This is a genomic window from Mycobacterium paragordonae (assembly GCF_003614435.1).
Classification (GTDB): domain Bacteria; phylum Actinomycetota; class Actinomycetes; order Mycobacteriales; family Mycobacteriaceae; genus Mycobacterium; species Mycobacterium paragordonae.
Genome location: NZ_CP025546.1, coordinates 3,595,990 through 3,622,614 on the forward strand (window position 1 = coordinate 3,595,990; position 26,625 = coordinate 3,622,614).

The window sequence follows — 26,625 nt, forward strand, 5'->3', positions numbered from 1 at the left end:
TACAACTGATGCGAATCGTTGTAACCGGAGGCAACAGCGGGCTGGGAAAAGCGACAGCCGCAGCCTTCGCCGCGGCGGGCCACCAGGTGACGATTGCCTGCCGGACGCTGCCCAAAGGCGAGCAGGCCGCCGCGGAGATGCCGGGCGACGTCGAAGTGCGGCACCTCGATCTGGCCGACTTGAGCAGCATCCGAGCCTTCGCGGCCTCGATGCGATCCGTTGATGTGTTGGTCAACAACGCCGGAGTGCTGGGGCTGCCCTTGACCCGGACCGCCGACGGCTTCGAGGCGCACATAGGCACCAACTATCTGGGTCACTTCGCGTTGACCTGCTGCCTGGCCGACAAGATCACCGACCGGGTGATCTCGGTGGGCAGCGCGCTGTACGTATTGGGTCGGATCGACTTCGACGATCTCAACTGGCGCCGCCGCAAGTACGCGATGTTTCCGGCCTATGCCCAGTCCAAGTTGGCCACCATGTTGTTCACCGACGAGCTGGCCAGGCGTGGTCTGCGTGCGTACGTGTCCGACCCGGGTATGGCGTATACCGACATCACCCGCGACAGCTCCGGCGTATTGCACTGGCTGGGAGAGCATTTACTCGAGTTCTTGGGTCAGAGCGCGCCCAACGGCGCACGGGCCACGATCGAGGCGCTGAGCACGGATCGGCCCAGCGGCACCTACCTCGCGCCGCGGTTCAACCAATGGGGAAGGCCGAAGGTCACCGTTCCAATCCGCAAAGCTCGCGATCCCGAGGTGGCCCGGAAGCTGTGGGAACTGTCAGCGGAAATGACGCAGTGCGACTGGGCCGGCCGCCGCAGTTGAGGTACGGGGCTCAGCGCCGCTCCAGGATGAACGCCTCGATGCGACGGTCACCTGCCCACTCCTGCTCTTTGGCCAGACCGGGATAGATCGCCACGCCTCTGGACCAAATTGCTTGGCGTTCATCGGGATTCGCTAAGCGCGCGGTGGCGGTCCACTTATCTCCCTCGATCACCACCGTGGCGGCCGGGTTCGCCTTGAGGTTGTAGTACCAGCCCGGATGCTTCTCGTCGCCGTAGTTGGCGGCCACCACAGCGACACCGTCGGGATGGGGGATGCCGAGCAGGGCAACGGTCCGGGGCTGGCCGGATTTCGCGCCGGTGGTCGTAAGGATCACCGACGGCAGGCCGGCTGCGACACCGGCAAAGCTGTACTTCCCGGCGGTGAGCTTGCTCAGTACCTGGTCCAGCCGGTGCGCCGTCGGCCGGAACAACGTCCGGCCCACCTTCGTCGCGGCGAGCCTCCGCATCGCACGATGAAAAGCACCGGCATCGTCGAATGAGCTGACGGGCATAGCCGAATTATCTCCGAACCCGGCCTGCCGCGTGAGACTATCCACGCCATCGGGCAACAAGGAGGCACAGTGGTCGATCTGCCGCGCACTGCCGAACCGTTTGCCGGGGTGATCGGGCCTTCGGTCGCTGAGTCCACCCCGGTGAAACCGACGGTCACCTATCCACCTGAGGGCGCTCCCAACGTCGTCGTCGTCCTGCTCGACGATGTCGGGTTCGGGGCGGCAGGCACCTTCGGGGGGCCGGTGCCGACGCCCGCGCTGGACCGGGTGGCCCGAACCGGTCTGCGCTACAACCAGTTTCACACCACCGCGCTGTGCTCGCCGACCCGTGCCGCGTTGCTGACCGGTCGCAACCATCACAGCGCGCACATGGGCACCATCTGCGAAATCGCTTATGGTTTCCCAGGTTACGACAGCATCCTGCCGCAGAGCACCGCGACCGTCGCGGAGATCCTGCGACGCAACGGCTACAACACCGCGTTGTTCGGCAAGGCACACTTCACCCCGACCTGGGAGTTGGGACCGACCGGGCCATTCGACCGCTGGCCCACCGGGCTGGGTTTCGAACGCTTCTACGGTTTCCTGGGTGGCGACACCTCGCAGTACGAGCCGGCCCTGTTCGACCAGACCACACCGGTCGAGCCCTATCTCGGCCGCAACGACTACCACCTCACCGAGGATCTCGCCGACCGCGCGATCGACTGGATGCAACGTCAACAAACCTCGGCTCCCGGTAAACCGTTCTTCCTCTACTTCGCTCCGGGTGCCACACACAGCCCGCACCAGGTGTGGCCGGACTGGTCCGACAAGTTCGCCGGTCAGTTCGACGACGGCTGGGATGCCCTGCGCGAGAGCATCTATCAGCGGCAGATCGAGCTGGGCATCGTTCCCGCCGGCACCGGGCTGACGCCGCGACCGCAACAGATACCGGCATGGGCGGATTATGACGACCGCTACAAGCCGGTGGCCCGGCGTCTGATGGAGGTCTACGCCGGCTTCCTGGCCCACACCGACGCGCAGATCGGGCGGGTCATCGACGCCATCGACGAACTGGACCAGTGGGACAACACGCTGTTCATCTACATCTGCGGCGACAACGGCGCCTCGGCCGAAGGCACCATCCATGGCGCATGGAGCTCACCCTCGTTCCAGAACGGTCTACCCGAGGATCCCGAATGGCTGCTCGCCCATCTGGACGACTTCGGGACAGCGCGGTGCGAGAACCACTACAACGTCGGCTGGGCGTGGGCGCTCGACGCTCCATTCCAGTGGATGAAGCAGGTGGCCTCCCACTTCGGCGGCACCCGCAACGGCTTCGCCATGTCATGGCCGCGCGGAATCACAGCCAAGGGGGAGCAGCGAAGTCAGTTCCACCACGTCATCGACGTCATGCCGACGATCTTGGAGGCGGCCGGGATCGAGATGCCGGAGCGCGTCAACGGCGTCGAACAGAAACCGATCGAAGGGGTCAGCATGCAGTACTCCTTCAACCATGCCGATGCCGAAAGCCGAAGAACTACACAATATTTCGAAATATTCGGAAATCGCGCGATATATCATCGGGGCTGGATCGCGTCGTGTTTTCACGGCCGGCTGCCCTGGGTGCGCACCGGCAGTCACCCATTCGGCGACGGCGAACGCTGGGAGCTGTACCACCTCGCCGACGACTTCAGCCAGGGTGTCGATCTCGCCACCCGGTACCCGGAGAAACTGGCCGAACTGCAGGCCGTGTTCGACTCGGAGGCCCGCAAGTACGACGTGTACCCGCTCAGCGACGCCACGCTGGCCCGGGCCCTACCCGTCAATAGGCCGAACCTGTTGGGCGACCGCACTTCCGTCACGTATTACCCCAGCCACGTGCGAATCCCCGAGACGGCGACCCTGACCTACACCAGCACCTCGTTTCGGTTGCGGGCGCACGTCGTGATCCCGGCGGGCGGGGCGCAGGGTGTGGTCATCTGCATCGGTGGGGCGATGGCCGGGTGGAGCCTGTATCTGCAGTACGGCGTCCCGATGTTCACCTACAACTATCTCGGCCATGGGCTCACCACGGTGAGTGCTCTGGACCCGTTGCCGGAAGGCCCTGCCACCGTGGGCGTTTCGTTCGATTATGACGGCGGGGGACTGGGCAAGGGGGCCACGGTCTCGCTGTCGGTCGGCGAGCGCACCGTGGCCAGTGGCCGCATTGAGCGCACCGTCCCGTTCCGCTTCTCGATGAGCGGCGAAACACTGGACGTCGGAATCGATACCGGTTCACCGGTGGCGCCGTACGGGCATGCCTTCCGATTCACCGGGCGTATCGACCGAATCGAAGCCGCCATCGAGCCGCGGCCCGGCGATATGGCCGCAGCGCTGGCCGAGGCGGAGATGCGCTCGGCGATGGGTTCGCAGTAATCGTGTGGGGCGACCTGGTACCGCTGATTCTCGGCGGCGCATTGGAACCGATCGAAATCATGATCACGATCACGTTGCTGGGCACGCCTTCGCGCCTGCGGGCGGCCGGCGCCTGGATCTCCGGGCATGTCGGCACCAGGCTGCTACAGGGCCTCGTCTTCGGCACCATCCTGCACTGGGGCGCCCGCAGCGGCGACTCGAAGCACTCCTATCACTGGGTGGTGTCGACCGTACTGCTCGTTGTTGCCGTGCTGTTGCTGGTTACCGCCGCGCGAGAGCTGCTGAGTGACGAAGACCCGAATGTGCCGCCACCGAAATGGATGGAGGTACTGATGTCGGCGACACCCACCAAGGCCTTCTTCATCGGGGCGGGTGTCGTCACGGTGTCGGTGAAGGCATGGGTATTCACCTTCGCCGCGATCGGCGTGATCGGCAGCGCGGACATGGGGCGAATCGGCCACATGACCTCTTACATCGCCTTCGTCCTGCTCGCGACAAGCGGGAACCTGATCATCATCGGTGCCGCCGCCGTATTCGGCGACCGGTCACGCGCTGTGCTGGACCGGGTGCTGCGCTGGCTGCAGGACAAGAATCGCCCGATCGTCGTCCTCGTCGGACTGGTCTTCGGCATCTGGTTCGGGCTGAAAGCGTTGCGCGGCTTCGGAATCCTGTAAGTATCAGCCCACTCGCGGATGGCCGCCAACCCGGATCGCCGATTCGATCTGGTCGGCACTGATCTCTTTGGTGCAGAAGAACCAGTCTTCGCATTCGATGCCCTCGGCGTGGCCGTCCATCCGCTCCTTGGCGGTGCCGCAGGAACCCGCGGGCGGCACGGTCACCCGGTCTCCCGGGCGCCAATCGGCCGGCGTCGCGACGTGGAAGTGATCGGCGGTCTGCAACGCCTTGACCACCCGTAGTAGCTCGTCGAAGTTGCGGCCCAGGCTCAGCGGGTAGTAGATGACGGCACGGATCTTGCCTTCCGGGTCGATGACGAAGACCGCGCGCACCGCCTTGGTGGAGTCCTCACCCGGCATGATCATCCCGTACTTACGCGCGACCTCCATCGAGACGTCCTCGATCAGCGGGAAGGTGACCTCCACGTCGTGCATACCGCGGAAGGAGATCTTCTCCTTGATCGTGCGGAGCCATGCGATGTGGCTGTAGAGCCCGTCGACCGACAACCCCACCAGCATCGTGTTGTAGGCCGCGAACTGTTGTTGCATCGAGGCAAAGGTGATGAATTCGCTGGTGCACACCGGGGTGAAGTCAGCCGGATGAGAGAAGAAGATGACCCACTTGCCGGCGTAGTCGGCCGGGAAGTTGATCGACCCCTGGGTGGTGACGGCGGTGAACGGCGGCGCCGGGTCCCCGATGCGGGGCATACCGACGATTGCAGGCGAGCTCTCGGTGGTGGTCATGGACGGTCCCTTCACGTGATCTGGCACCATTCCACAACCCGTCTTCTCCACGGGATAGGGACTAATGCCCTCTGACGTGGGGCCAACTGTCGTCTGACACCGTCAGGGACTGGTCGACTGGTTGATGATGAGCGGTGGTGGCCCGGCTCCTTCGTGCGGATCGGCTTGCGTCTTGTAGAACGGCGGCAGAGTGCCTGCGCCGGCCTCGAACCGGCTGAGATAGTCGGCGTCGAATGTCACCTGATACCACTGAATTCCGAGCGACGCCGAGACGTCCGGGTCGTTGGTCGTCGCGGCGGTGATAGCCGTGAGGCGTACGCACTTGACGTGCTGACGCATGATCGAGGAGAAGCTGGCCAGTCCGTCCGCATCTTGTTCGGGTGCCGCGGCGCCGTACACCGCACGCACCTGTCGGCCCAGGTAGCCCCACGCCGTGAGGTAATCCTTGCTGTTGACCGCGCCGAAGTAGTCGACCAGGACCTGCTGACCCTTGCCGACCGCCCGGGCGTCGGGTTGCCCGTTGGCGCATCCCGAGTCGGCGGCAGCATGGCCGGCCGGCGCGAACATGCACCCGGCCAAAGTCAGTGCGGCGAGGTGCCGTCGCGAGTCCCGTGACAAACGAATTTCCGCGAGCATATGGATGACTTTGGCCTCTTATCCGCCGGTGTCAAGGGCGCGACCATTACCGAAGCCCACTATCGAGGAGCGCACCATGATCACCTACGAACTGGACGCGGCGCAATCCGTGCTGCTGGTACGACCGGAGTCTGCGCTGGACAAGAGCGATTTCGCCGCGCTTGCCAAGGTCGTCGACCCGCACATCGAGGCGAACGGCGACCTCAACGGTCTGATCATCAGCGCCGCGAAATTCCCGGGATGGGACAGCTTCGGCGCGTTGGTCACTCATTTCCGCTTCGTTCGGGACCATCAGAAGCACATCAAGAAGGTCGCGGTGGTGACCGACTCGCACCTCGCCGATGTCGCTGAACATCTGGCGGCGCACTTCGTGTCAGCCGAGATCCGCCACTTTCCCGCCGGCGAGCAGGACCAGGCGCGGCAATGGGTTCTCGACGGCGCGTAGGAACTTGCGCCACAATGTGGCCGACCGATCATCGACCGTCCGTGTCACGATAGTGCGATGAGCGCTATCCCTTCGGACACCGGCGCCGAGAGGGACCCGGTGCTGGCCGGCTACCCGGTCACCCCGCCGCCGCTGCCGCGTCCCGTCACGTTCGACCAGTACTGGAGCGACGTGACCTTCGCGCACTGGCCGGTGGCGCCGGAGACTGTCGCGCATCTGTACCCGCCCGGCACCCGTCCCGATGTGTTCGCCGACGGAACCACCTATGTGGGGTTGATCCCGTTCGCGATGTCCTACACCAAACTCGGTACGGCACTTCCACTTCCGTACTTCGGCCGCTTCCAGGAGACCAACGTCCGGCTGTATTCGGTCGACGACGCCGGGCGCCACGGCGTGCTGTTCCGGTCCCTGGAAACGGCGCGATTGGCCGTTGTGCCGGTGACCCGGATTGGGCTCGGCGTCCCCTACACCTGGGCGAGGATGCGGATGACCCGGTCCGGGCGCCAGATCACCTACCGGAGCGTGCGGCGCTGGCCCCGGCGCGGACTGCGCAGCCTGATGACGGTCACCGTCGGCGATGTCATCGAGCCGACCCCACTGGAGATTTGGCTCACCGCTCGCTGGGGTGCGCACACCCGCAAGGCGGGCCGAACCTGGTGGGTCCCCAACGAACACGACGTATGGCCGTTGCATGAGGCCGAAATCTCCGAGCTGCATGACGAATTGGTGGACGCGGCGGGGGTACAGCCGGCCGGTCACCGCTTGCGGGCCCTGTATTCGCCGGGTGTGCAAACCTATTTCGGCCGGCCCTGCCTGGTTCAGTAAGCCAGGGGAGCCGAGCGTGAAATCCACGACGCAACACGCCGTGATGGCGTCGTGAGGTTCGCAGTCGCCGCGGAAAATCAGCGCAAATCAGTAGGCCAGCACGTGGAAGTGCCCGCCGGGGCAGTCACCTTCCACGCCGCTGTACGGGTCGTCCTCGAACGTCCGCCAATTCCAGTGCGCGCCACAGTAAGACGCCGCACAGTCCGGGCAGTGAAACGGCGCATAGCTGTAGCCGAGGCGATACAACGCGGACGCGTCGGCGTCGGCGATCGCGCGGCTCACCGGTCCGATCCGCTCCGCCCGCACAGGCACGCTGGCAATTCCGAAAAACGTATGCACCGCGACGGCGGCCTGATCGGCCGGACGCTGCAGAACATCCAACTCGGCCAGTGCCTGCAGGGCGGCCCCGGAGGTTTCGGCAACGGCGTCGGAAGGGGTCACCCACCGCACGCGACCGGCCACCTCACCGCAGCTCGCGCAGCTGAAAACCGCGTGCTCAGGGCAGGCTTGCTCAGGGGAGGGCTTGCTCAGGGGAGACAATAGCCACCGTCGATCACCAGGTCCGAACCGGTCATGTAGCTCGACGCCGCGCTGGCCAGGTACAGGTAGAGGCCGTTGAGCTCTTCCGGGCGGCCGATGCGGCCCATCGGAATCTTCGGCTCCCACAGCCGGTGGTATTCGGCGAGCGGCTCGACGAGCTCGGTCATGATGTAGCCGGGACTGATGCTGTTGACCCGGATGTTGTGCGGCGCGAACTCGACCGCCATCGCCTTGGTCAGATGAATCACCGCCGCCTTGGATGTGCAGTAGTGACCCACCTGCTGCGGGATGTTGATGATGTGGCCCGACATCGACGCGGTGGTGATGATGGATCCGCCCCGGCCCTGGGCCACCATCGCCCGGGCCGCGGCCTGCGCGGTGAGGAAGACCCCGGTCACGTTGGTGCTCTGGATCCGCTCGAACTCCTGCACCGACATGTCCAGCATCGGGGTCACCGAGACGATGCCCGCGTTGCACACCGCGATGTCGATCCCGCCCAATTCGGCCGTCATCCGATCGACCATGGCGGACACCTGGTCTTGCCGGGTCACGTCGCACGCTATCGGTACGGCCTTGCCGCCGGCTGCCGCGATCTCCCCGGCAAGCACCTCCAGCACATCCAAACTTCTTGCCACAAGCGCTATTTCGGCACCCGCCTCCGCGTACGCCAGCGCCACCTTCCGGCCGATGCCGCTGGACGCCCCGGTCACCAGGGCCTTCTTGCCGCGCAAATCGAACAGATCCCACACGCTCATGCCTCTAGTGTGTCCGCTATGGGCAAGTTCGCGAAAGCAGAGATCGAAGAGGCCGTCCGGCATTACACCACCGTCGTCGAGGGATGCAGCGCCTCCGGCGACTGGCGCCCCTTCGCTGACCTGTTCACCGAGGACGTCGTCTACACCGAACACCACTACGGCGTTTTCCACGGCCGCGAAGAGGTGCGGCAGTGGATCGTCGACGTCATGGCGCCGTTCCCGCACATGCGGTTCCCGTCGGACTGGACCGCATACGACGAAGACAATGACGCGGTCGTCATCATGATCAAGAACCTGCTCGACCACCCGACCGACCCGGACGGGGAGCCGTTCTGGTTCCCCAACTGGACCCGCCTGGTGTACGCCGGCGACGGCCTGTTCTCCAGCGAGGAGGACATCTACAACCCGAACCGCGACGCGCCGCGCGTGGTCGGAGCCTGGATCCAGGCCGGCGGCAAGCTAGCCACCGACGAGATTCCCGCGCCTAAACGCTGACGGACTGCCGCTTGCGCCGCCGTGAGCGTGCGGCGGCCAGGGCCTGGTTCCACGCCAGCAGCGTGGTGGCTTTCATATTGGCCGGCTTGAGACTGTCCTTGGACAGCAGCGCGGTAGCCGCGGCCTTCGTCGTCGTCGATGCCTTCGACATGTGACCCGAATCGAACGGGGGCTGCGGGTCGTACTCGATGGCGAGCTGGATCGCCTTGGCACGGCCTTCGCCACCGAGCTGTGCGGCCAGCCAGAGCGCCAGGTCAAGTCCGGCGGAGACGCCGGCGCTGGTGATGATGTTGCCCTCGTGCACGATCCGCTGGTCGCCGACGGGAGTGACGCCGAAGGCTTTCAGCGCCGGAAGGGCGACCCAGTGCGAGGTGGCGCGCTTGTCCCGCAGCAGGCCGGCGGCCGCCAGTATCACCGATCCGGAGCACACCGAGGCGGTCCACTGGGCGGTCCCGTGGACCTGCCGGAGCCAGTCGAGCAGTTTCTCGTCGCGCGCATGCACCGGCGTCGCGGGGCCACCAGGCACGAGAACGACATCTGGAGAGGGGGTTTCGGCGAACGAGTGGGTCGCTCCCAGGACGAGCACGCCGGAGTCGGCGGTGATCGGCCCGGCCTCATGCCAGACGAACCGTACGTCCGCGTCCGGCAACTGCCGCAGCACCTCGTAAGGGCCGATCATGTCCAGGGCGGTGAAACCCGGGTAGGCCACGAATGCGATCTGCGTCATTGCGGTGTTCCTTTCAGGCGAAGGCTTTGCGGTACTGGTCGGGTGGAATCCCGACACGACGGATGAAGTTGCGGCGCATGGTTTCCGCCGTGCCGAAGCCGCAGCGGGAGGCGATCGCGACGACGGTGTCGTCGGTCTCCTCCAACTGACGGCGGGCCGCTTCGGTGCGCACGCGCTCGACATACTGGCCGGGCGCCTCACCGACCTCGTCGGTGAAGATCCGGGTGAAATGGCGCGGACTCATCGCCGCCCGCCGGGCCAGTTCGTCGATGCTGTGCACGCCACCGGGTTCGGCTTCGATGGCTTCCTGGACATCACGGATCGATGGTCGTTTCGCTCGCGGCATCCACACCGGGGCGGCGAACTGGGTCTGCCCGCCGGGGCGGCGCAGGTAGAGCACCAGCCAGCGCGCGACAGTCTGGGCCACCTCGGTGCCGTGGTCGTCCTCGACAAGTGACAGCGCGAGGTCGATCCCGGAGGCGACGCCGGCGGCCGTCCAGATCTTTTCGGAGCTGCGGACGAAGATGGGATCCGGATCGACCTCGACGCGCGGGAACTCGGCGGCCAGCTGATCGGCGAAGGCCCAGTGCGTGGTGGCCCGGTGCCCGTCGAGCAATCCCGCTTCAGCAGCCAGGAACGCACCCGTGCAGACCGTGACCACGCGACGGGCGGTGCCGGCGATCGCTTTGATCCAATCCAGCAGTTCCGGGTCGGCACGTGCGGCCTCGACGCCGAAGCCACCGGGCAGCACCACGGTGTCCACCTCGTCGTGCGGGTCGGGCAGCGGCACGGCGCTGAAGCCCAGCCCGCCCGCGGTGGTGATCGGTTGCCCACCACGCGCGGCCACGATCACGTCATATCCGCCCTCGGTAAGCAGCGACGCGCCGGTGAAGACTTCGTAGGGTCCCACCAGGTCGAGCGCCTGGACCCCGGGGAAGCCGACGATCACGACTGTGCGAGCCATGCACACAGTGTTGGCCACGTTCAGTCATGTCGTCTAGGCCATGCACCCCACGAATCAGGACATCGGACCTGAGCGCAAGTCCTTACGGGCGCCTTGGCAGACTGTGCCTATGGCACAGATAACCTTGCGCGGAAATGCGATCAACACCGTCGGCGAACTTCCGGCCGTCGGATCTCCGGCCCCCGCCTTCAGCATGACCGGCGGCGATCTGAGCCCCTTCAGCAGCGACCAGTTCAACGGTAAACCGGTGCTGCTGAACATCTTTCCGTCCATCGACACCCCGGTGTGCGCCGCCAGCGTGCGGACCTTCAACGAGCGCGTCGCGGACGGCGGCGCGTCGGTGGTGTGCGTGTCCAACGACCTGCCGTTCGCGCAGAAGCGGTTCTGCGGCGCCGAGGGCATCGAGAACGTCAGTGTGGCGTCGGCATTCCGGGACAGCTTCGGCAAGGACTACGGCGTCACTATCGTCAACGGTCCGATGGCCGGCCTGCTGGCCCGGGCGGTCGTCGTGATCGGAGCCGACGGCAAAGTGGCGCACACCGAGCTGGTCCCCGAGATCGCGCAGGAGCCGGACTACGACGCCGCGCTCGCGGCGCTGGGGTAGCAGCTGCCGGAGACGTCGGCAGGCACGGCCACCGTGTCTGCCGCGCGCGGCGCCAGGGGAGGCTGCGCACTGACCGGGCAACCGGCCAGCATCATCCCTCCCATCACCGTCATCAACAAGGCCAGCACCGCACGGACGGTCCGTACCCTATTCCTGTCACTCATGGCTTGCTCCAAGGCCGGCGAAATATCGCAATGCCAGGGAGATTAGCGCCGAAATGCGGCGACGGGAAGTACCTGGCCGCGAAAACTATTGGTGTACAGACATTTTGGTGACATTGTCTATGAGTTAGACATTGCCCCTGACAGGCCCAGAAGCCGGGCCGCATGTATACGTAAGTCGACCTTGCGGACCTTCCCGGTCGCCGTCATCGGAAATTCGTCAACGATGTGGACGTAGCGCGGGATCTTGTAGTGCGCGATCCGCCCGGCACAGAACCGCCGCACCGCATCGGCATCCAGCGCCGGCCGCCCGGGACGCATCAGGATGCAGGCGCAGATCTCTTCGCCGTACCTGTCGTCGGGTACGCCGACCACCTGCACGTCCCCGACGTCGGGATGGCTGTGCAGGAAGTCCTCGATCTCCCGGGGCGACAGATTCTCGCCACCACGAATGATCATGTCCTTGATGCGGCCGGTCACCACGCAGTAGCCGTCCGCACGCATCACCGCCAGATCACCGGTATGCATCCATCCGTCGCCGTCGAGCACCTCACGGGTCCGCTCGTCGTCGCGCCAGTAACCAAGCATCACCGAATAGGCGCGGGTGCACAGTTCGCCGGGTTCTCCCCGCGGCACCGTCTGGCCGGTCTCCGGGTCGATGATCTTGACTTCGACGTGGGGATGCGCCCGGCCCACCGTCTCGGTGCGGCGCTCCAGGTCGTCGTCGACCGTGGTCTGGCACGACACCGGTGACGTTTCGGTCATGCCGTAGGCGATCGATACCTGCGCCATGTGCAGTTCGTCCATGCAGCGCTTCATCACCTGCACTGGGCAGGAGGCACCGGCCATGATCCCGGTGCGTAGTGACGACACGTCGCGGCCGGCGAGGTCGGGGTGTCCGAGGAGGGAGATGAACATGGTCGGCACGCCGTACACGGCGGTGCAGCGTTCCCGCTCGATCGCCCACAGGGTGGCCGCCGGGTCGAATCCAGCGGCCGGGATCACCATGGTGGCACCGTGGCTGGTACAGCCGAGGTTGCCCATCACCATGCCGAAGCAGTGGTAGAACGGCACCGGGATACACAACCGGTCGCCGGGGCCGAGTCCGATCTGCTCGGTGACGAAGAACCCGTTGTTCAGGATGTTGCGGTGCGACAGGGTGACGCCCTTGGGGGAACCGGTTGTGCCCGAGGTGTATTGGATGTTGATCGGGTCCGACGGGCTCAGCGTCGCCATCCTGTCCCGCAACGCTGAGCTCCCCACGCCGGCCGCCCGTCGTTGCAACCCGTCCCAGTCGCCGGTACCCAGGAACACGATGTCATCCAGATCCGTTGTCTCCGGACGCACTTCGTCGACCATGCGCCGGTAGTCGGACGTCTTGAACTCGGCCGCCGATACCAGCAACCGGATGCCCGAGTGCCGCAACACATGCGACAACTCGTGGCTGCGGTATGCCGGGTTGATCGTCACCAGGATGGCGCCGACTTTGGCAGTGGCGTACTGCAGGATGGTCCACTCCGGGCAGTTGGGTGACCAGATGCCGACCCGGTCACCGCGCTCGATGCCGCTGGCCAGCAGGGCCATTGCCAGTCGGTCGATCTCGGCATTGAGTTCGGCATAGGTCCAGCGCCGTCCGCCCGGGACGTCGACCAACGCCTCGACGCCCGGGTAACCGCGCGCTGTGCAATCAAAGTTGGCGCCGATGGTCTGCTCCAGCAGGGGAGCGTCGACCGGCCCGGCCGCGTAGGACTCCACGCCTAGATACCTGCCCGGTCGGCGAGCAGCGCGCGGTGGTGCGCGCTACTGCCGAACAGTGCCGCAGCGGTGGTGGCCCGCCGGAAATACAGGTGCAGGTCGTGCTCCCAGGTGAACGCGATTCCGCCGTGGACCTGGATGGCCGTGCCCGCGCACTGCACGAATGTGTCGGCCGCCTGCGCTTTCACCAAGGGCGCGGCGAGGTGCAGATCGTCCCCGGTGGTGGCACTCATCGCGGCGTACATCACCGCCGCGCGGGTCGCGTCGATCTCGATCATCATCTCGGCGCAGGCGTGTTTGACCGCCTGGAACGATCCGATCGGGCGATCGAATTGCGTTCGGCGACAGGCATAGTCGACGGTCATGTCGAGGCACGCCTCCGCTCCGCCGAGCATCTCGGCAGCCAGCAACACCCGCGCGACGTCCAGCACGCGGTCGACGTCTCCGGAGGTGCCGGCAGCCAGTGCTTCGGCGGGAGCGTGGGACAGCCGCAATGCGGCGACGGGACGGGTGAGATCGAACGAGGGCAGCCGCTCGACGCAGACCCCCGGCCCATCGGCCCGCACCACATGCAGGGAGAGCCCGCCGTCACGACCGGCCGGCACCACGAACAGGTCGGCGACATGACCATGCAGCACCGGGCCGCATTCCCCGGTCAGCAGGCCGTCCCCGACGACATCCGCCGCTTGCGGGCCATAACCCGCAAACGCCGCGATCCGCTCACCCGAGAGCAGCCCGGGCAGCAGAGATTTGCGCTGTTCTTCGTCGCCCATCCGCAGAATCGCTTCCATCGCGAATATGTTCGCCGCGAAGGCAACCGGCGCCAGCGTCCGCCCGAGTTCGGTGCAGGCGATCGCGGTCTCCACGAGAGTGGCACCCGCGCCGCCGTATTCCGCCGGGATGTGCAAACCGGGCAGTTCCAGTTCGCTGCACAGTCGCCGCCAGAGCCCGCTGTCGTGGCCGTCGGCCGCGCGCAGATCCGGCGCGTGGTCGCGCAGGAAGCCGCGCAGCGCCGCCCGGAAGTCGTCGTGTTCGATGCTGTAGTCGAAATCCATGTCAGCGCAGCGCTTCCCGGCGTGGTTCGCGCGGCAACCCGAGGAGCCGCTCGCCGATCACGGTGCGCTGGATCTGTGAACTCCCGGCGTAAATCGTTGCGGCACGGGAGTAGAGCAGCTCGGCCATCCAGCACGAGGGGGAGTTGGGCGTGCCCGCCTCCGGCACCACCCGGGCGCCGCCGTTGCCCGGTCCCGACGGGCTCAGTGCGTCGAGTCCCAGGATCTCGACGGCCAGATCGGTATAGCGGCGGAAGTATTCACTCCAGATGACCTTGCTGATCGCAGCATCGGCGCCGGGCAGTTGTCCGCGCAGCGACAGGGTGAGGCCCCGGTAGCCGCGGTAGCGCATGATCTGGACACGGGAATAGCACCACGCCAACGCATCGCGGATGCGCGGCTCGCCGGCCACGCCGCGTTGACGGGCCAGCGCACACAACCGGTCCAGGTCCCGGCCGAACTCGATCGCGACGGTGGTCACGGCGGATCCGCGCTCAAAACCGAGCAGCGTCATCGCGGTCGGCCATCCGTTGCCGACGCCGCCCACCACATTGCCCGACGCCGTACGGGCGTCGGTGAGGAAAACCTCGCTGAAGGACGAGTCGCCGGCAGCATTGACGATCGGCCGGACCACCACCCCCGGCTGATCCATCGGCACCAGCAGCAGCGACAGGCCCTGATGTTTAGGCAGGCGGGGGTCGGTGCGCGCCAGCAGGAATATCCAGTTCGCCGAGGTGCCGGCGGAGGTCCAGATCTTCTGGCCGTTGATCACCCACTCGTCGGTATCGAGCACGGCGCGGGTCCGCACCGCCGCCAGGTCTGAGCCGGCCTCCGGCTCGGAAAAGCCCTGACACCAACGGTCTTCACCCGAGAGGATGCGCGGCAAAAAGCGGGCCTTCTGTTCGTCGGTACCGAGGGCGATCAGCGTGTTGCCCAGCAGGTCGATGCCCAGCAGATCGTTCTCCGCGCGCTCGGGGGCGCCGGCGCGGGTGAACTCCTCGGCCAGCACCACCTGTTCGAGTGGGGACAGGCCACCCCCGCCGTACGCGCGCGGCCAGGACACCGCAACCAGGCCGGCCGCGGCCAGTGCCCGCCGCCACTCGCAGGCGAACGCTTCCCGCGCGTCCGGGGGGAGCGCGCCGGGCCCCTGCCAGTCCGGGGGCAGTCGTTCGGCCAGGAAGGCGCGAATCCGGGTGCGAAACGCTTCCGCCTCGGGCGGGTAGGTGACATCCACGCCGGGCTCGCGTCAGGGTCGTCGCTTGTCGGCGGGCTGGATCTCGGGCGCGTCGCGCCAGTCTTCGAGTCCGTACTCGACGGTTCCGTAGGACAGCTTTCCGCCGGTGACCTCACCCCAGTGCGCGTGGTTGAGTTGGTGGATCTTGAAACAGCCGTCCAGGGCGGTGGTGAATCCCATGGCGTCGACGGTCTGATTGACCGACTCCTTGATCAGTAACGCCGCCATGGTCGGCACTTTCGCGATTCGGCGCGCGAATGCGATGGTGCTGTCCGCCAGTTCATCAGGCGGGAACACCTTGCTGACCATGCCGAGCACGTGTGCTTCGTCGGCTCCGATCGAATCCCCGGTGAGCAGAAGTTCCTTGGCCTTCCGCGGTCCGAACTCCCACGGGTGGCCGAAGTACTCGACACCGCACATGCCCAGCCGCGTGCCCACCACGTCGGCGAACACGGTGTCCTGGCTCGCGACGATGAGATCGCAGCACCACGCCAGCATCAGTCCCGCCGACAACACGGTGCCGTGCACCTGGGCGACGGTGATTTTGCGGAGGTTGCGCCACCTCTTGGTGTTCTCGAAGTAGTAGTGCCACTCCTGGCGATTGCGCGACTCCACCCCACCGAAGGTCCCGCCGTTGCATTGATAGGTGGGGTGCTGGCCGGGTCCCGGGCTGCGCTCGCGGACGTCGTCGGCGGAGCCGAGGTCGTGACCTGCGGAGAACGCGGGCCCGGCGCCGCGCAGGACCACCACCCGAACCCTGTCGTCGGTTTCCGCGCGCTCGAACGCGCTGCCCAGCTCCACCAGCAGTCCGCGGGTCTGGGCGTTGCGCTGCTTCGGGCGGTCGAGGGTGATGACCGCGATCAGCCCATCGTCAAGCGTCTCGTACCGGATGAAGTGGAAGTCTCCCGCGGGACGCTCCCCATTCGACCGGTGATCGACCGGACCGACCCCGGTGACACTCATGGTTACTCCTTGCTGCCGGCTGCGCGCAGAACGGTGACGTGTGCGAGGTTACGCGGAAGTTCGTGATTATGTCCATAGCCGATACGCCGCTATGTCATAGCTGACCCGGCGAATTACCAAGAAATAAGCATCTTGTGTACAACGAAGTATCTTGCTAGTACTGTGTATACCTAGAAACGAGCCAACCGCAGCGCGCCGGAATCCCGGCCCGGGCACATACGACGAAGAAGGGTTAACGATGGAGATCGGAATCTTCCTCATGCCGGCCCATCCACCGGAGCGCACTCTGTACGACGCGACCCAGTGGGACCTCGACATCATCGAGCTGGCCGACCAGCTCGGGTATGTCGAAGCTTGGGTGGGTGAACACTTCACGGTGCCGTGGGAGCCGATCTGCGCGCCCGATCTGTTACTGGCCCAGGCGCTGTTGCGCACCAAGCACATCAAGCTCGCGCCCGGTGCCCACCTGCTGCCGTATCACCATCCGGTCGAATTGGCGCACCGGGTGGCGTATTTCGACCATCTCGCCCAGGGCCGCTTCATGTTGGGCGTGGGCGCCAGCGGCATCCCCGGCGACTGGGCCCTGTATGACGTCGACGGCAAGAACGGCGAGCACCGCGAGATGACTCGCGAGGCACTGGAGATCATGCTGCGAATCTGGACCGAGGACCAGCCGTGGGAGCACCGCGGAAAGTACTGGAACGCCAACGGGATTGCGCCGATGTTCGAAGGGCTGATGAAACGCCACATCAAGCCGTTCCAGAGTCCGCACCCGCCGATCGGGGTCACCGGTTTCAGCGCCGGCTCCGAGACGCTGAAGTTGGCAGGCGAACGGGGTTATCTGCCAATGAGTTTGGATCTCAACACCGAATACGTCGCCACCCACTGGGATGCGGTGCTGGAGGGAGCCGAACGCAGTGGCCGCACCCCGGACCGCCGCGACTGGCGCCTGGTGCGTGAGGTGCTGGTGGCCGAAACCGACGAACAGGCCTTCCGTTACGCCGTGGACGGCGCCATGGGCCGGGCCATGCGCGAGTACACACTGCCCACCTTCCGGATGTTCGGCATGACCAAGTTCTACAAACACCACCCGTCGGTGGCCGACGACGACGTCACCGCGGAATACCTGGCCGAGAACACCTTTGTGGTCGGCTCGGTGGAGACGGTGGTGGACAAACTCGAAGCCACCTACGACCAGGTCGGCGGGTTCGGCCACCTGCTGGTGCTCGGGTTCGACTACCGGGAGGACCCGGGCCCGTGGAAAGAATCGCTGCGGCTGCTCGCCGAGGAGGTCATGCCCAGGCTCAACGCCCGCATCGCCAAGAAGCCGGTCGCCCTGGTCGTCTAGCGCACCCCGTCGAGGAAGGGCAACGTAATGTCGGTTCGCCAAGTCACCGTCGGCTACTCGGACGGAACAACCCGGACGATGCCGGTGCGACCGGACCAGTCCATGCTGGATGCCGCCGAAGAACACGGCGTCGCCATCGTCAACGAATGCCAGAGCGGCATCTGTGGCACCTGCGTGGCCAGCTGTGCCTCCGGCCAGTACGAGATGGGGCGGACCGAGGGCCTGTCCGACGTCGAGCGCGCGGCCCGGAAGATCCTCACGTGCCAGACATTCGCCGCCTCCGATTGCCGTATCGAGCTGCAGTATCCGGCCGACGACAATGCCGCACTACTGGTCACCGGGGACGGTGTGGTGACGGAGGTCGACCTGGTATCGCCCAGCACCGCCATCCTGAAGCTGGACGTCTCGGGCCTGGGTACGCGGCTGCGCTTCAAAGCCGGCCAGTTCGCGCAGTTGCAGGTCCCCGGCACCGAGACGTGGCGCAATTACTCCTACGCCCATCCCGAGGGCCGCACCGAACTGGAGTTCATCATCCGGTTGCTGCCCGACGGCGTGATGTCGAACTATCTGCGCGACCGCGCCAAGCCCGGCGACCGAATTGCCATGCGCTGCAGCAAAGGCAGCTTCTATCTGCGTCCCATCGTGCGACCGGTCATCCTGGTCGCCGGCGGCACCGGGTTGTCGGCGATCCTGGCGATGGCAGAAAGCTTGACTGCCGAGACGCAGCATCCGGTCTATCTGCTGTACGGCGTGACGGCCGCGGACGACCTGTGCAAGCTTGACGAACTCACGGCGTTGCGGCGCCGTGTCGCCGCCCTGGAAGTACACGTCATCGTGGCCAATCCGGATGCCGGCTGGGATGGGCGCACCGGCCTGGTCACCGATATGCTCGACGAACGCATGCTGGCCGGTGGTGACGCCGACGTCTACCTGTGCGGTCCGGCGGCGATGGTCGAAGCGACCCGAACGTGGCTGGACAACAACGGGTTCCAGCGTGTCGGCCTGTACTACGAGAAATTCGTCCCCAGCGGCGCCGCCCGCCGGCGCACCGCGACGCGGGTCGACTACGCGACCGTGGACATCGGTGAAGTGCGCCGGCGCGGTCGCGGCACCGCGGTGGTGATCGGCGGCAGCATCGCCGGCATCGCCGCGGCCAAGGTGTGCAGCGAGACCTTCGAACGCGTCATCGTGCTCGAAAAGGACGACCCGCACCGACGCCGCGAGGGCCGGCCCGGCGCCGCGCAGGGCTGGCACCTGCACCACCTGCTCACCGCCGGGCAGATCGAGCTGGAGCGATTCTTTCCCGGCATCGTCGACGACATGGTGCGCGAAGGCGCCTTCAAGGTCGACATGGCGGCCGAATACCGGATCCGGCTTGGCGGCTCCTGGAAGAAGCCCGGCACCAGCGACATCGAAATCGTCTGCGCCGGCAGGCCCTTGCTGGAGTGGTGCGTGCGGCGCCGGCTGGACGACGAACCTCGCATCGACTTCCGCTACGAGTCGGAGGTCACCGACCTGGTGTTCGACCGCGAGAACAATGCGGTCATCGGTGTCGCCGTGGGGGCCGAATCCGAGGTGATCCCCGCAGAATTCGTCGTCGACGCATCCGGCAAGAACACCCGTGTCCCAGAGTTCCTGGACCGCATCGGCATCGGCGCGCCGGAGGTGGAGCAGGACATCATCAACTGCTTCTACTCGACGATGCAACACCATGTTCCGCCCGAGCGGCAATGGCAGGACAAGGTCATGGTGATCTGTTACGCCTACCGCCCGTTCGAGGACACCTACGCGGCGCAGTACTACACCGACAGCTCCCGCACCCTGCTGTCCACCTCGCTGGTGGCCTACAACTGCTATTCGCCGCCCCGGACTGCCAAGGAGTTTCGCGAGTTCGCCGATCTGATGCCCTCGCCAGTGGTGGGGGAGAACATCGACGGCCTGGAACCGGCGTCGGCGATCTACAACTTCCGCTATCCGAACATGCTGCGACTGCACTACGAGAAGAAGCGCAATCTGCCGCGCGCCCTACTGGCCGTCGGTGACGCCTACACCAGCGCCGACCCGGTGTCGGGTCTGGGAATGAGCCTGGCGCTCAAGGAAGTCCGGGAGATGCAGCAGCTGCTGGCCAAGTACGGTCCCGGGCACCGTGATCTGCCTCGCCGCTACTACCGGACGATCGCCAAGATGGCCGACACCGCCTGGTTCGTCATCCGCGAACAGAACCTGCGGTTCGACTGGATGAAGGACGTGGACAAGAAGCGCCCGTTCTACTTCGGCGTGCTGACCTGGTACATGGACCGCCTGCTGGAGTTGGTGCACGACGACCTCGACGCCTACCGCGAGTTCCTCGCCGTCGTCCATCTGGTCAAGCCTCCCTCGGCGTTGATGAAGCCGGGCATAGCCGGGCGCGTGATCGGCAAGTGGGCGCGCACCCGGCTGTCGGGAGAGAAGACCCTCATCGCCCGCAACTACGAAAACCGTTCGGTACCAACTCAGCCCGCCAACGAGCTGGTCGGCGCCGCCGCCGGTGACGGACACTGAAAGAGAGTCGAGCATGGATCATCGGAATCTGAACTGCGGGGGTACCCGAATCCACGCGGTAGAACAGGGCCCAGCCGAGGGCCCGTTGGTGGTGCTGATCCACGGCTTTCCGGAGTCGTGGTATTCGTGGCGGCATCAGATTCCCGCCCTCGCCGCCGCCGGCTACCGGGTGGTCGCCATCGATCAGCGCGGATACGGACGATCGTCGAAGTACTTCCTGAACTCCGCCTACCGCATCAAAGAACTGGTCGGCGACATCGTCGGCGTCATCGACGCGTACGGCCAGGACACGGCGTTCGTCGTCGGACACGACTGGGGCGCGCCGGTAGCCTGGACCTTCGCCTGGTTGCACCCGGAGCGGTGCGCCGGGGTGGTCGGCATCAGTGTTCCATTTGCCGGCCGCGGCGTTATCGGCTTGCCGGGCAGTCCTTTCGGCGAACACCGCCCCAACGATTACCACCTGGAACTGGCCGGCGAGGGCCGGGTCTGGTACCAGGACTACTTCTCCGCGCAAGACGGGATCATCGCCGAGATCGAAGAGGACGTACGGTCCTGGCTGCTCGGTCTGACCTACACGGTCTCGGGCGAGGGGATGATCGCGGCGACCAAGGCCGCCGTCGATGCCGGCGTCGACCTGACCGCCATGGACCCCATTGACGTGATCCGCGCGGGCCCGCTCTGCATGGCGCAGGGCGCGAAGCTCAAGGACGCGTTCGTTTATCCCGAGACCATGCCGTCCTGGTTCACCGACGCCGACGTCGATTTCTATACGGCGGAATTCGAGCGCTCCGGCTTCGGCGGGCCGCTGAGCTTCTATCACAACATCGACAACGACTGGCACGATCTGGCCGACCAGGAAGGCAAACCGCTCACACCGCCGGCCTTGTTCATCGGTGGTCAGTACGACGTCGGCACCACCTGGGGAGCCGAAGCCGTCGAACGGGCCGACGAGGTGATGTCGAACTACCACGGCACCCACATGATCGCGGATGTGGGCCACTGGATTCAGCAGGAAGCGCCCGAGGAAACCAACCGGCTGCTGCTGAATTTCCTTGACGGAGTTCGCTAGTCATGGTCGGGCTGGCAGCCGATCGCCTCGACGACGCCGCGCTGCGACGGGCATTCGGTTGCTTCCCGTCCGGGGTGGTCGCGGTCTGCGCTGCGCTGGACGGGTTCCCGGTCGGCATGGCCGCAAGTTCGTTCACGGCAGTATCCCTTGACCCGCCGCTGGTGTCGGTCTGCATCCAGCACAGTTCGACGACGTGGCCGCGGTTACGGGAGCGGCCCTACCTCGGCGTCAGCGTGCTGGCCGAGGGGCACGACGACGCGTGTATCAGCCTGTCTCGCAAGACCGGAGACCGGTTCGCCGGCGTCGGCTGGACCGAGCGGCCCAGTGGCGCCGTGGTGGTCCACGGGTCGACCGCCCAGCTGGACTGCCGCCTGCGCGACGAGATCCCGGCCGGTGACCACCTCATCGCCCTGCTCGAAATATGCTCGCTGCACGCCGATCCCGATGCATCGCCACTAATCTTTCACGGCAGCCGTTTTCGCCGACTCACGACCACGGGGGAGCGCACATGAAGACCACCGACGTCCGGGTGCGGCGTGCGGTCACCGCGATCGCCGCCGGGCAGCCCGTCGTTCTCACCGACGGGACCGCCGGCGACGGTTTCCTGGTTTTCGCGGCAGCCGCCGCCACCGCGAGCCTGCTGCACTTCACCGTCCGGCACACATCGGGTTATGTGCGAGTGGCGTTGCCAGCCGACGAGTCCGCGCGGCTGCAGCTTCCGCCGATGTGCCATGGTGACAGCCCGGACTGCGTCTCGGTGGACGTACGCGGAACAGGAACCGGCATCTCCGCGGCGGATCGGGCGAAAACCATTGCGGCACTGGGGTCTGCCGCCACGGTCGCATCGGACCTGCGGCGCCCGGGCCACGTCCTCCCGGTGCAGGCCGGCGCCGACGGTGTGCTGGGCCGGCGCGGCGCAGCCGAAGCCGCATCCGACCTGGCGTGGCTGGCCGGGCGGGGACGGGCCGCGGGCTTGTGTGAGATCGTCTCGCGCCGCAACCCCGTGCTGGTCGCCCGTGGTGGGGAGTTGATCGAGTTCGCGGTGGAGCACGGGCTCGCCGTGGTCTCCATCTCCGAACTGGTGGCTTATCGGCGCCGGACCGAACCACAGGTGATCCGGCTGGCCGAGGCCGTGCTGCCGACCTGGGCCGGGAATTCCCGCGTCATCGGCTTCCGCGACGTGCACGACGGCGGCGAGCATTTGGCGGTGATCATTGGCGCCGCCGATGCGGGTGTGCCTGTGCCGCTGCATGTCCACGTCGAGTGCCTCACCGGAGATGTGTTCGGCTCCAAGGCTTGTCGCTGCAGCGGCGAACTCAACAGTGCGCTGAACCGGATGTCGGCCCAGGGCAGCGGAGTCGTGCTGTACCTGCGTCCGGCCGGATCACCCCGTGCCTGCGGCTTGTTCGCGCGGGATGACGCCGGTGACCCCACCGCGGAAGCCGTCGCCTGGATGCTCCGTGACCTCGGGGTGTATGCCCTCAAACTCGCTGACGACATGCCAGGATTTGGTCTGGTGCTGTTCGGGGCGATCCGCGAGCACGGCGTGGATGCTCAGCCCTGGGCAGCGGCCGGCTGAGAATTGAAGTGGACACACATGACGCAAAAAGAAGCAAATGACGCATAACGACCTGGCCGGTAAAGCGGCGATCGTCACCGGGGCCGGCGCCGGAATAGGCCTGGCGGTGGCGCAGCGGCTGGCGAGCGAGGGCTGCCAGGTGCTGTGCGCGGACATCGACGCCGCGGCGGCAGAAACCGCGGCCACCAAGATCGGCCATGGCGCGGTCGGTCACCAAGCCGATGTCAGCGATGAAGAGCAGGTCATCGCCATGGTGCAGGTGTGCGTCACGTTGTTCGGCGGCGTGGACAAACTCGTCGCCAATGCCGGCGTCGTTCATTTCGCCTCGCTCGTCGACACTTCGGTCGAGGACTTCGACCGGGTCATCGGGATCAACCTGCGCGGTGCCTGGTTGTGCACCAAACATGTTGCGCCGCAGATGATCAAGCGGGGTGGCGGAGCCATCGTGAACATGTCGTCACTGGCCGGCCACATCGCAGTGGGTGGATCCGGTGCCTACGGCATGTCCAAGGCCGCAATCAGCCACCTGAGTCGGATCACCGCTGCCGAGTTGCGTGCGTCCAACATTCGCGCCAACGCGCTGTTGCCCGCCTTCGTCGACACCCCGATGCAGCAGACGGCGATGACGATGTTCGACGAAGCCCTCGGCGAGGGCGGCGCCCGGACGATGATCGCCCGCCTGCAGGGCCGGATGGCCGCCCCCGAGGAGATGGCGAGCATCGTCGCTTTCCTGCTCTCCGACGATGCGGCGATGATCACCGGAACCACTCAGATCGCCGACGGCGGAACGGTCGCCGCGCTCTGGTGAGCTCCGGGTCGCCACCAAACCCCCGTGGCGATCGCGAGACCTCAGGACCGACTGGTCAGGATGGACAACGCGATCGCGGTGATCTCGTCGGCAACTCCGGCGTAGCGGGTGAGATGCCATGTCCGAGCGACGTCTTCGATGAAGCTGATCGCGGCGGCAACCAACAGCCGCGCCTCGACGGCGGTGCTGGACGGAATCAGATCGATCCACACCGCCTCGCGGTCGGCCTGATTGCGCAGGTAACTGTCACGCACTTCGGCAGAGGCGTAGGACAATTCGGTGACACAGACCGCGACCAGGTCGGGCGCGTCCAGGCTGATCCGGACATGCCCCTCGACAAGTCGACGGAGGCGTTGTGCCGCTTCAGATTCCAGACGCAACGCACGGATGGCTTCCAGGCTGCGCCATTCGTCAAGCCGCCGGATGAGGGCGTCCAGGATCGCCTGCTTGGACGAGAAGGAGCGATACAGTCCCGGCCCGGCGATGCCCGCACCCTTGGCGATCTCGCTGGTGCTGACCGCGGGATACCCCTGCGCGCGAAACAGCCGCGCACCGGTAGCCAGCAGTGTCTCGTAGCGGGAGAACAGCACGTCCGGCTCCGCGCCCGTCCCGAGCGGTTGCAGTCGGGCGGTGGGGGGTGTCCGCGCCGCCGCCATACAGGCTTGATACAGCAGGGTTTTGAGGTCCTCGGCCGGCAGCGTCAGGTTGTGCCGACCCAGGCTGGTCAGGGTGCTGGACACCGCCCATGCCCGCAGTTCGGAATGTGGCGGGCTCAGGCCGGGCACCTCCAGTAGGACACTCTCGCGCATGCCGGCGACGATCGCGTTGATCCGCCGCCGCACCTGGGCACGGTCACCTTCGTTGAGATACCGCGCTTCTCGCTGCCACAGCACGGTCAGCGCGCGCGAAGCCACGGCCGCGGCGATGAGATCCGGCAGGTCGACGCTCAGCGGCCGGGGTTCGAGCTCCGACTCGCCATCGGTGAGACGGCGCGCACTCTGATACTGATCCTGTCCGGTCCGGATCGCTTCGGCGAGCAGGGCCTGCTTGTTGTCGTAGTGCCGGTAGAGCGCCCGGGCGGTGACGCCGGCCGCCTCGGCGATGTCCTCCAGCTTGACCGAGTGGAAGCCGCGATCGATGAACAGACCGACTGCCTGGTCGAGGATCTGTTGCTTGCGGTCTTTGGGCCGGCGGCGCACGGGTTGGACGACGGTCTCCATCTCGCCGAACCCCTTTCTGCGCGCCGGAACTACAAATCCTGCCAGACAAGTGTGGCCTAGAGCCGCAGGCCGCTCTGTGCTTCGAAGTCCGCCAGGTCGAAGTAGTCACTGAAGCGGGTGATCTTGCCGTTCTTGACTTCGAAAACGCCGGTGACCGGCAGCACGACTTTGCGACCGTCGTTCATGGTGAAGTAGTCGATGCGCTCGGCCAGCACCAGACCGGGCGCTGCCGCCAACGAGACCACATCGAGTTTGGCAGCGGAGAACGCGTCCAGAAAACCTTGGAACACGGCGCGGATGCCGTCGATGCCCTCGATCGGCTGGACCGGGACGTTGTGATAGACCGCGTCGTCGGCAAAGCCGTCGCAGATCGTGTCGAGGTTGCGCGACCCCCAGGACCCGAGGAAGTCACGAACGATCTGCTCACTGTTTTCCGTGGTTTCGGTCATAATGCCAAGATACATCAGTGAGGTATAGACAAGCTATTGCTTGTGTTTACGTCAGATTTTGGCTAGGCAGGGCAGTATCGACGATAGACATAATTTGGAGCATCAACCCAAGTCGGGCACACTTGCCAACCGGACATACGCCGACGCGGCCTCCGCGCGATTGGTCGCGTTGAGCTTGCGCAGCACCCTCTTGACGTGTGACTTGACCGTGCCCGCCGAGATCACCAGCTCGTCGGCGATCTGCTGGTTGGTGCGGCCGGCCGCCATCAGCCGCAGCACTTCCACCTCGCGGCGGGTCAGCATGGCCATCACCCGCGTCTGCACCTCCGCCAAAGACCTTGCGGCGGGGCTGCGTTCAACCGGTTCGATCTTGCGCAGGTCCAGATCCGCGTCCTGCAGGGCGCGGGCCGCCTCGTCGGCGGAGGCCAGCGCACGCAGCACTTCGCTGTGCTGCCGGCGCATCCGCTCCAGCAGAACCGTGCGCTCGTAGGCATATCCGAAACCTTCGGCGAATGCCCACACCGTGTCGCGGTCGATCTCGTCGACGATGCGCCCCGAATAGAGCCGGTCGGCATGCAGGAACCCGATCACCTTGCCCGTCGGCATCACCGGTGCGGCCACGTAGGAGTGCGTCAGCGAGAAATCCACGATCGGCCGGTTGACCCGCGGATCGTTGCGCGCGTCGCGCACGATGGCGGGTGCGTGGCGGCGGATCATCTGCGTCTCGATCAGCATGTGATCCAGTAGCGGCGCCACCGACTGGGCGAAGGTGACCATCTTCTCCGCACCCACCGTGTCGGCCCCGAAGTAGGCCGATTCCATGACCATTCGGCCCTCGTGCACCCGGAACAGCACGGCGCGGTCGAACCCGCACGACTCCACCAGCTCGCGCGGCGCCCGGTCGACGATCGTCGCCACATCGTCGACCGCACGCAATTTGCTCAACGCCTCCTGCACGGCCAACAGCGCGAATGTGCGCCGCTTAGCACCGTCCTCGATCAGCTCCCGTTCCAGTGCGCACAGGTCCAGCAGCGACTCCAACGCATCGGTCGCGGGCAGTTGCCCGGCGGCCTCGAGCGCGTTGCGCACCACTGCGGCCTTGGCGTCGATGGCCTCGGCCACGACCGCCAACGGGTCGTCCGTGGGATCTACCCCGCACCCGTCGAACGCATCGCGGTAGCGGCGCGCGGCGTCTGTCTCCCGCAGCGGACGCGACTGCCAGCCGGGGTGGTCGCCGTCGGCCAGCGTCCCGAGGAGCTGGTCATCGATCACGATGCTCACTGTCCTCCCGCCGGCCCACGGATGCGA

Annotated in this window: 28 protein-coding genes; 13 read left to right on the plus strand and 15 right to left on the minus strand. The window is 66.1% G+C overall.

Annotated features, from left to right (window positions below; all coding sequences use genetic code 11):
• Window positions 1-8: 8 nt before the first annotated feature.
• Window positions 9-824, plus strand: coding sequence for an SDR family NAD(P)-dependent oxidoreductase (locus tag C0J29_RS16305; RefSeq protein ID WP_120792945.1), 816 nt, complete (start codon window positions 9-11; stop codon window positions 822-824).
• Window positions 825-834: 10 nt separating this feature from the next.
• Here C0J29_RS16305 and C0J29_RS16310 read toward each other — a convergent pair whose 3' ends face one another.
• Window positions 835-1,335 (minus strand): nitroreductase family deazaflavin-dependent oxidoreductase, encoded by a 501-nt coding sequence (locus tag C0J29_RS16310; protein ID WP_120792946.1) that lies wholly within the window; start codon window positions 1,333-1,335, stop codon window positions 835-837.
• 69 nt (window positions 1,336-1,404) lie between these two features.
• On the opposite strand from C0J29_RS16310, the gene C0J29_RS16315 reads away from it, so the two are divergent.
• Entirely contained in the window at window positions 1,405-3,729 is a 2,325-nt protein-coding gene (locus C0J29_RS16315; RefSeq protein WP_120792947.1) for an arylsulfatase, read from the plus strand.
• Between the two features lie 2 nt (window positions 3,730-3,731).
• Window positions 3,732-4,403 carry a GAP family protein gene (locus C0J29_RS16320; RefSeq protein WP_242460446.1) on the plus strand — a complete coding sequence of 224 codons (672 nt, stop codon included), beginning with the start codon at window positions 3,732-3,734 and terminating at the stop codon, window positions 4,401-4,403.
• Between the two features lie 3 nt (window positions 4,404-4,406).
• Here C0J29_RS16320 and C0J29_RS16325 read toward each other — a convergent pair whose 3' ends face one another.
• Window positions 4,407-5,147 (minus strand): peroxiredoxin, encoded by a 741-nt coding sequence (locus C0J29_RS16325; protein WP_242460447.1) that lies wholly within the window; start codon window positions 5,145-5,147, stop codon window positions 4,407-4,409.
• Window positions 5,148-5,249: 102 nt separating this feature from the next.
• Complete coding sequence (locus C0J29_RS16330; protein ID WP_242460448.1) at window positions 5,250-5,783, minus strand: hypothetical protein; 534 nt, start codon at window positions 5,781-5,783, stop codon at window positions 5,250-5,252.
• A gap of 76 nt (window positions 5,784-5,859) precedes the next feature.
• Here C0J29_RS16330 and C0J29_RS16335 point away from each other — a divergent pair, with 76 nt between their 5' ends.
• Window positions 5,860-6,228, plus strand: coding sequence for a SpoIIAA family protein (locus C0J29_RS16335; protein WP_065043611.1), 369 nt, complete (start codon window positions 5,860-5,862; stop codon window positions 6,226-6,228).
• Window positions 6,229-6,285: 57 nt separating this feature from the next.
• Window positions 6,286-7,053 (plus strand): YqjF family protein, encoded by a 768-nt coding sequence (locus C0J29_RS16340; protein ID WP_120792948.1) that lies wholly within the window; start codon window positions 6,286-6,288, stop codon window positions 7,051-7,053.
• Window positions 7,054-7,140: 87 nt separating this feature from the next.
• Here C0J29_RS16340 and C0J29_RS16345 read toward each other — a convergent pair whose 3' ends face one another.
• Together C0J29_RS16345 and C0J29_RS16350 are read right to left on the minus strand one after the other, a co-directional pair.
• On the minus strand, window positions 7,141-7,494 hold the full coding sequence (locus tag C0J29_RS16345) for a hypothetical protein (protein ID WP_162951489.1): 354 nt from the start codon (window positions 7,492-7,494) through the stop codon (window positions 7,141-7,143).
• Window positions 7,495-7,580: 86 nt separating this feature from the next.
• The gene (locus tag C0J29_RS16350; RefSeq protein WP_120792950.1) at window positions 7,581-8,348 is read right to left on the minus strand and encodes an SDR family oxidoreductase; all 768 of its coding nucleotides are present in this window, start codon (window positions 8,346-8,348) and stop codon (window positions 7,581-7,583) included.
• A gap of 18 nt (window positions 8,349-8,366) precedes the next feature.
• Here C0J29_RS16350 and C0J29_RS16355 point away from each other — a divergent pair, with 18 nt between their 5' ends.
• Entirely contained in the window at window positions 8,367-8,843 is a 477-nt protein-coding gene (locus C0J29_RS16355; protein ID WP_120792951.1) for a nuclear transport factor 2 family protein, read from the plus strand.
• On the opposite strand, the gene C0J29_RS16360 is transcribed toward C0J29_RS16355, so the two are convergent.
• Both C0J29_RS16360 and C0J29_RS16365 read right to left on the minus strand, forming a co-directional pair.
• Entirely contained in the window at window positions 8,833-9,570 is a 738-nt protein-coding gene (locus C0J29_RS16360) for a DJ-1/PfpI family protein (RefSeq protein ID WP_065043606.1), read from the minus strand. The two genes, C0J29_RS16355 and C0J29_RS16360, sit on opposite strands and share 11 nt — an antisense overlap.
• 13 nt (window positions 9,571-9,583) lie before the next feature.
• A complete protein-coding gene (locus tag C0J29_RS16365; protein WP_120794768.1) occupies window positions 9,584-10,534 on the minus strand; it encodes a GlxA family transcriptional regulator in 951 nt (316 codons plus the stop codon).
• 109 nt (window positions 10,535-10,643) lie between these two features.
• Here C0J29_RS16365 and tpx point away from each other — a divergent pair, with 109 nt between their 5' ends.
• Complete coding sequence (tpx, locus tag C0J29_RS16370) at window positions 10,644-11,138, plus strand: thiol peroxidase (protein WP_120792952.1); 495 nt, start codon at window positions 10,644-10,646, stop codon at window positions 11,136-11,138.
• On the opposite strand, the gene C0J29_RS16375 is transcribed toward tpx, so the two are convergent.
• The 5 genes from C0J29_RS16375 to C0J29_RS16395 form a co-directional block, all read right to left on the minus strand.
• Complete coding sequence (locus C0J29_RS16375) at window positions 11,108-11,302, minus strand: hypothetical protein (protein WP_065163207.1); 195 nt, start codon at window positions 11,300-11,302, stop codon at window positions 11,108-11,110. The two genes, tpx and C0J29_RS16375, sit on opposite strands and share 31 nt — an antisense overlap.
• A 117-nt stretch (window positions 11,303-11,419) precedes the next feature.
• A complete protein-coding gene (locus tag C0J29_RS16380; protein WP_120792953.1) occupies window positions 11,420-13,054 on the minus strand; it encodes an AMP-binding protein in 1,635 nt (544 codons plus the stop codon).
• A gap of 2 nt (window positions 13,055-13,056) precedes the next feature.
• A complete protein-coding gene (locus C0J29_RS16385; RefSeq protein ID WP_120792954.1) occupies window positions 13,057-14,109 on the minus strand; it encodes an acyl-CoA dehydrogenase family protein in 1,053 nt (350 codons plus the stop codon).
• Between the two features lies 1 nt (window position 14,110).
• Window positions 14,111-15,340 (minus strand): acyl-CoA dehydrogenase family protein, encoded by a 1,230-nt coding sequence (locus C0J29_RS16390; RefSeq protein WP_120792955.1) that lies wholly within the window; start codon window positions 15,338-15,340, stop codon window positions 14,111-14,113.
• Window positions 15,341-15,352: 12 nt separating this feature from the next.
• Entirely contained in the window at window positions 15,353-16,303 is a 951-nt protein-coding gene (locus C0J29_RS16395; RefSeq protein WP_065043601.1) for an enoyl-CoA hydratase, read from the minus strand.
• Window positions 16,304-16,541: 238 nt separating this feature from the next.
• Between C0J29_RS16395 and C0J29_RS16400 the strand changes: the two genes are divergently transcribed.
• The 6 genes from C0J29_RS16400 to C0J29_RS16425 are packed head-to-tail and all read left to right on the plus strand — an operon-like array spanning window position 16,542 to window position 23,648.
• Window positions 16,542-17,651: an LLM class flavin-dependent oxidoreductase gene (locus tag C0J29_RS16400; protein ID WP_065043600.1), complete on the plus strand. Its 1,110-nt coding sequence runs from the start codon at window positions 16,542-16,544 to the stop codon at window positions 17,649-17,651.
• 27 nt (window positions 17,652-17,678) lie between these two features.
• Complete coding sequence (locus tag C0J29_RS16405) at window positions 17,679-20,192, plus strand: FAD-binding oxidoreductase (RefSeq protein ID WP_120792956.1); 2,514 nt, start codon at window positions 17,679-17,681, stop codon at window positions 20,190-20,192.
• Between the two features lie 13 nt (window positions 20,193-20,205).
• Window positions 20,206-21,261, plus strand: coding sequence for an alpha/beta fold hydrolase (locus C0J29_RS16410; RefSeq protein WP_120792957.1), 1,056 nt, complete (start codon window positions 20,206-20,208; stop codon window positions 21,259-21,261).
• Window positions 21,262-21,263: 2 nt separating this feature from the next.
• Window positions 21,264-21,773, plus strand: coding sequence for a flavin reductase family protein (locus C0J29_RS16415; protein ID WP_120792958.1), 510 nt, complete (start codon window positions 21,264-21,266; stop codon window positions 21,771-21,773).
• On the plus strand, window positions 21,770-22,840 hold the full coding sequence (locus C0J29_RS16420; RefSeq protein WP_120792959.1) for a 3,4-dihydroxy-2-butanone-4-phosphate synthase: 1,071 nt from the start codon (window positions 21,770-21,772) through the stop codon (window positions 22,838-22,840). Before C0J29_RS16415 ends, C0J29_RS16420 begins: the two co-directional genes overlap by 4 nt.
• A 37-nt stretch (window positions 22,841-22,877) precedes the next feature.
• Window positions 22,878-23,648, plus strand: a complete 771-nt coding sequence (locus C0J29_RS16425) for a glucose 1-dehydrogenase (protein ID WP_120792960.1) — start codon at window positions 22,878-22,880, stop codon at window positions 23,646-23,648.
• Window positions 23,649-23,689: 41 nt separating this feature from the next.
• On the opposite strand, the gene C0J29_RS16430 is transcribed toward C0J29_RS16425, so the two are convergent.
• The 3 genes from C0J29_RS16430 to C0J29_RS16440 form a co-directional block, all read right to left on the minus strand.
• Window positions 23,690-24,868 carry a TetR/AcrR family transcriptional regulator gene (locus C0J29_RS16430; protein ID WP_120792961.1) on the minus strand — a complete coding sequence of 393 codons (1,179 nt, stop codon included), beginning with the start codon at window positions 24,866-24,868 and terminating at the stop codon, window positions 23,690-23,692.
• Between the two features lie 56 nt (window positions 24,869-24,924).
• Window positions 24,925-25,317: a limonene-1,2-epoxide hydrolase family protein gene (locus tag C0J29_RS16435; RefSeq protein ID WP_065048564.1), complete on the minus strand. Its 393-nt coding sequence runs from the start codon at window positions 25,315-25,317 to the stop codon at window positions 24,925-24,927.
• A gap of 102 nt (window positions 25,318-25,419) precedes the next feature.
• The gene (locus C0J29_RS16440; protein WP_065048567.1) at window positions 25,420-26,598 is read right to left on the minus strand and encodes a LuxR C-terminal-related transcriptional regulator; all 1,179 of its coding nucleotides are present in this window, start codon (window positions 26,596-26,598) and stop codon (window positions 25,420-25,422) included.
• Between the last annotated feature and the right edge of the window lie 27 nt (window positions 26,599-26,625).

Coding starts and splice junctions, on each gene's coding strand:
- tpx (WP_120792952.1), top strand. CDS start 10,644: ATGGCACAGATAACCTTGCGCGGAAATGCGATCAACACCGTCGGCGAA.
- C0J29_RS16410 (WP_120792957.1), top strand. CDS start 20,206: ATGGATCATCGGAATCTGAACTGCGGGGGTACCCGAATCCACGCGGTA.
- C0J29_RS16415 (WP_120792958.1), top strand. CDS start 21,264: ATGGTCGGGCTGGCAGCCGATCGCCTCGACGACGCCGCGCTGCGACGG.
- C0J29_RS16355 (WP_120792951.1), top strand. CDS start 8,367: ATGGGCAAGTTCGCGAAAGCAGAGATCGAAGAGGCCGTCCGGCATTAC.
- C0J29_RS16400 (WP_065043600.1), top strand. CDS start 16,542: ATGGAGATCGGAATCTTCCTCATGCCGGCCCATCCACCGGAGCGCACT.
- C0J29_RS16375 (WP_065163207.1), bottom strand. CDS start 11,302: ATGAGTGACAGGAATAGGGTACGGACCGTCCGTGCGGTGCTGGCCTTG.
- C0J29_RS16350 (WP_120792950.1), bottom strand. CDS start 8,348: ATGAGCGTGTGGGATCTGTTCGATTTGCGCGGCAAGAAGGCCCTGGTG.
- C0J29_RS16330 (WP_242460448.1), bottom strand. CDS start 5,783: ATGCTCGCGGAAATTCGTTTGTCACGGGACTCGCGACGGCACCTCGCC.
- C0J29_RS16340 (WP_120792948.1), top strand. CDS start 6,286: ATGAGCGCTATCCCTTCGGACACCGGCGCCGAGAGGGACCCGGTGCTG.
- C0J29_RS16310 (WP_120792946.1), bottom strand. CDS start 1,335: ATGCCCGTCAGCTCATTCGACGATGCCGGTGCTTTTCATCGTGCGATG.
- C0J29_RS16405 (WP_120792956.1), top strand. CDS start 17,679: ATGTCGGTTCGCCAAGTCACCGTCGGCTACTCGGACGGAACAACCCGG.
- C0J29_RS16335 (WP_065043611.1), top strand. CDS start 5,860: ATGATCACCTACGAACTGGACGCGGCGCAATCCGTGCTGCTGGTACGA.
- C0J29_RS16305 (WP_120792945.1), top strand. CDS start 9: ATGCGAATCGTTGTAACCGGAGGCAACAGCGGGCTGGGAAAAGCGACA.
- C0J29_RS16365 (WP_120794768.1), bottom strand. CDS start 10,534: ATGGCTCGCACAGTCGTGATCGTCGGCTTCCCCGGGGTCCAGGCGCTC.
- C0J29_RS16325 (WP_242460447.1), bottom strand. CDS start 5,147: ATGACCACCACCGAGAGCTCGCCTGCAATCGTCGGTATGCCCCGCATC.
- C0J29_RS16420 (WP_120792959.1), top strand. CDS start 21,770: ATGAAGACCACCGACGTCCGGGTGCGGCGTGCGGTCACCGCGATCGCC.
- C0J29_RS16395 (WP_065043601.1), bottom strand. CDS start 16,303: ATGAGTGTCACCGGGGTCGGTCCGGTCGATCACCGGTCGAATGGGGAG.
- C0J29_RS16430 (WP_120792961.1), bottom strand. CDS start 24,868: ATGGAGACCGTCGTCCAACCCGTGCGCCGCCGGCCCAAAGACCGCAAG.
- C0J29_RS16425 (WP_120792960.1), top strand. CDS start 22,878: ATGACGCATAACGACCTGGCCGGTAAAGCGGCGATCGTCACCGGGGCC.
- C0J29_RS16360 (WP_065043606.1), bottom strand. CDS start 9,570: ATGACGCAGATCGCATTCGTGGCCTACCCGGGTTTCACCGCCCTGGAC.
- C0J29_RS16435 (WP_065048564.1), bottom strand. CDS start 25,317: ATGACCGAAACCACGGAAAACAGTGAGCAGATCGTTCGTGACTTCCTC.
- C0J29_RS16385 (WP_120792954.1), bottom strand. CDS start 14,109: ATGGATTTCGACTACAGCATCGAACACGACGACTTCCGGGCGGCGCTG.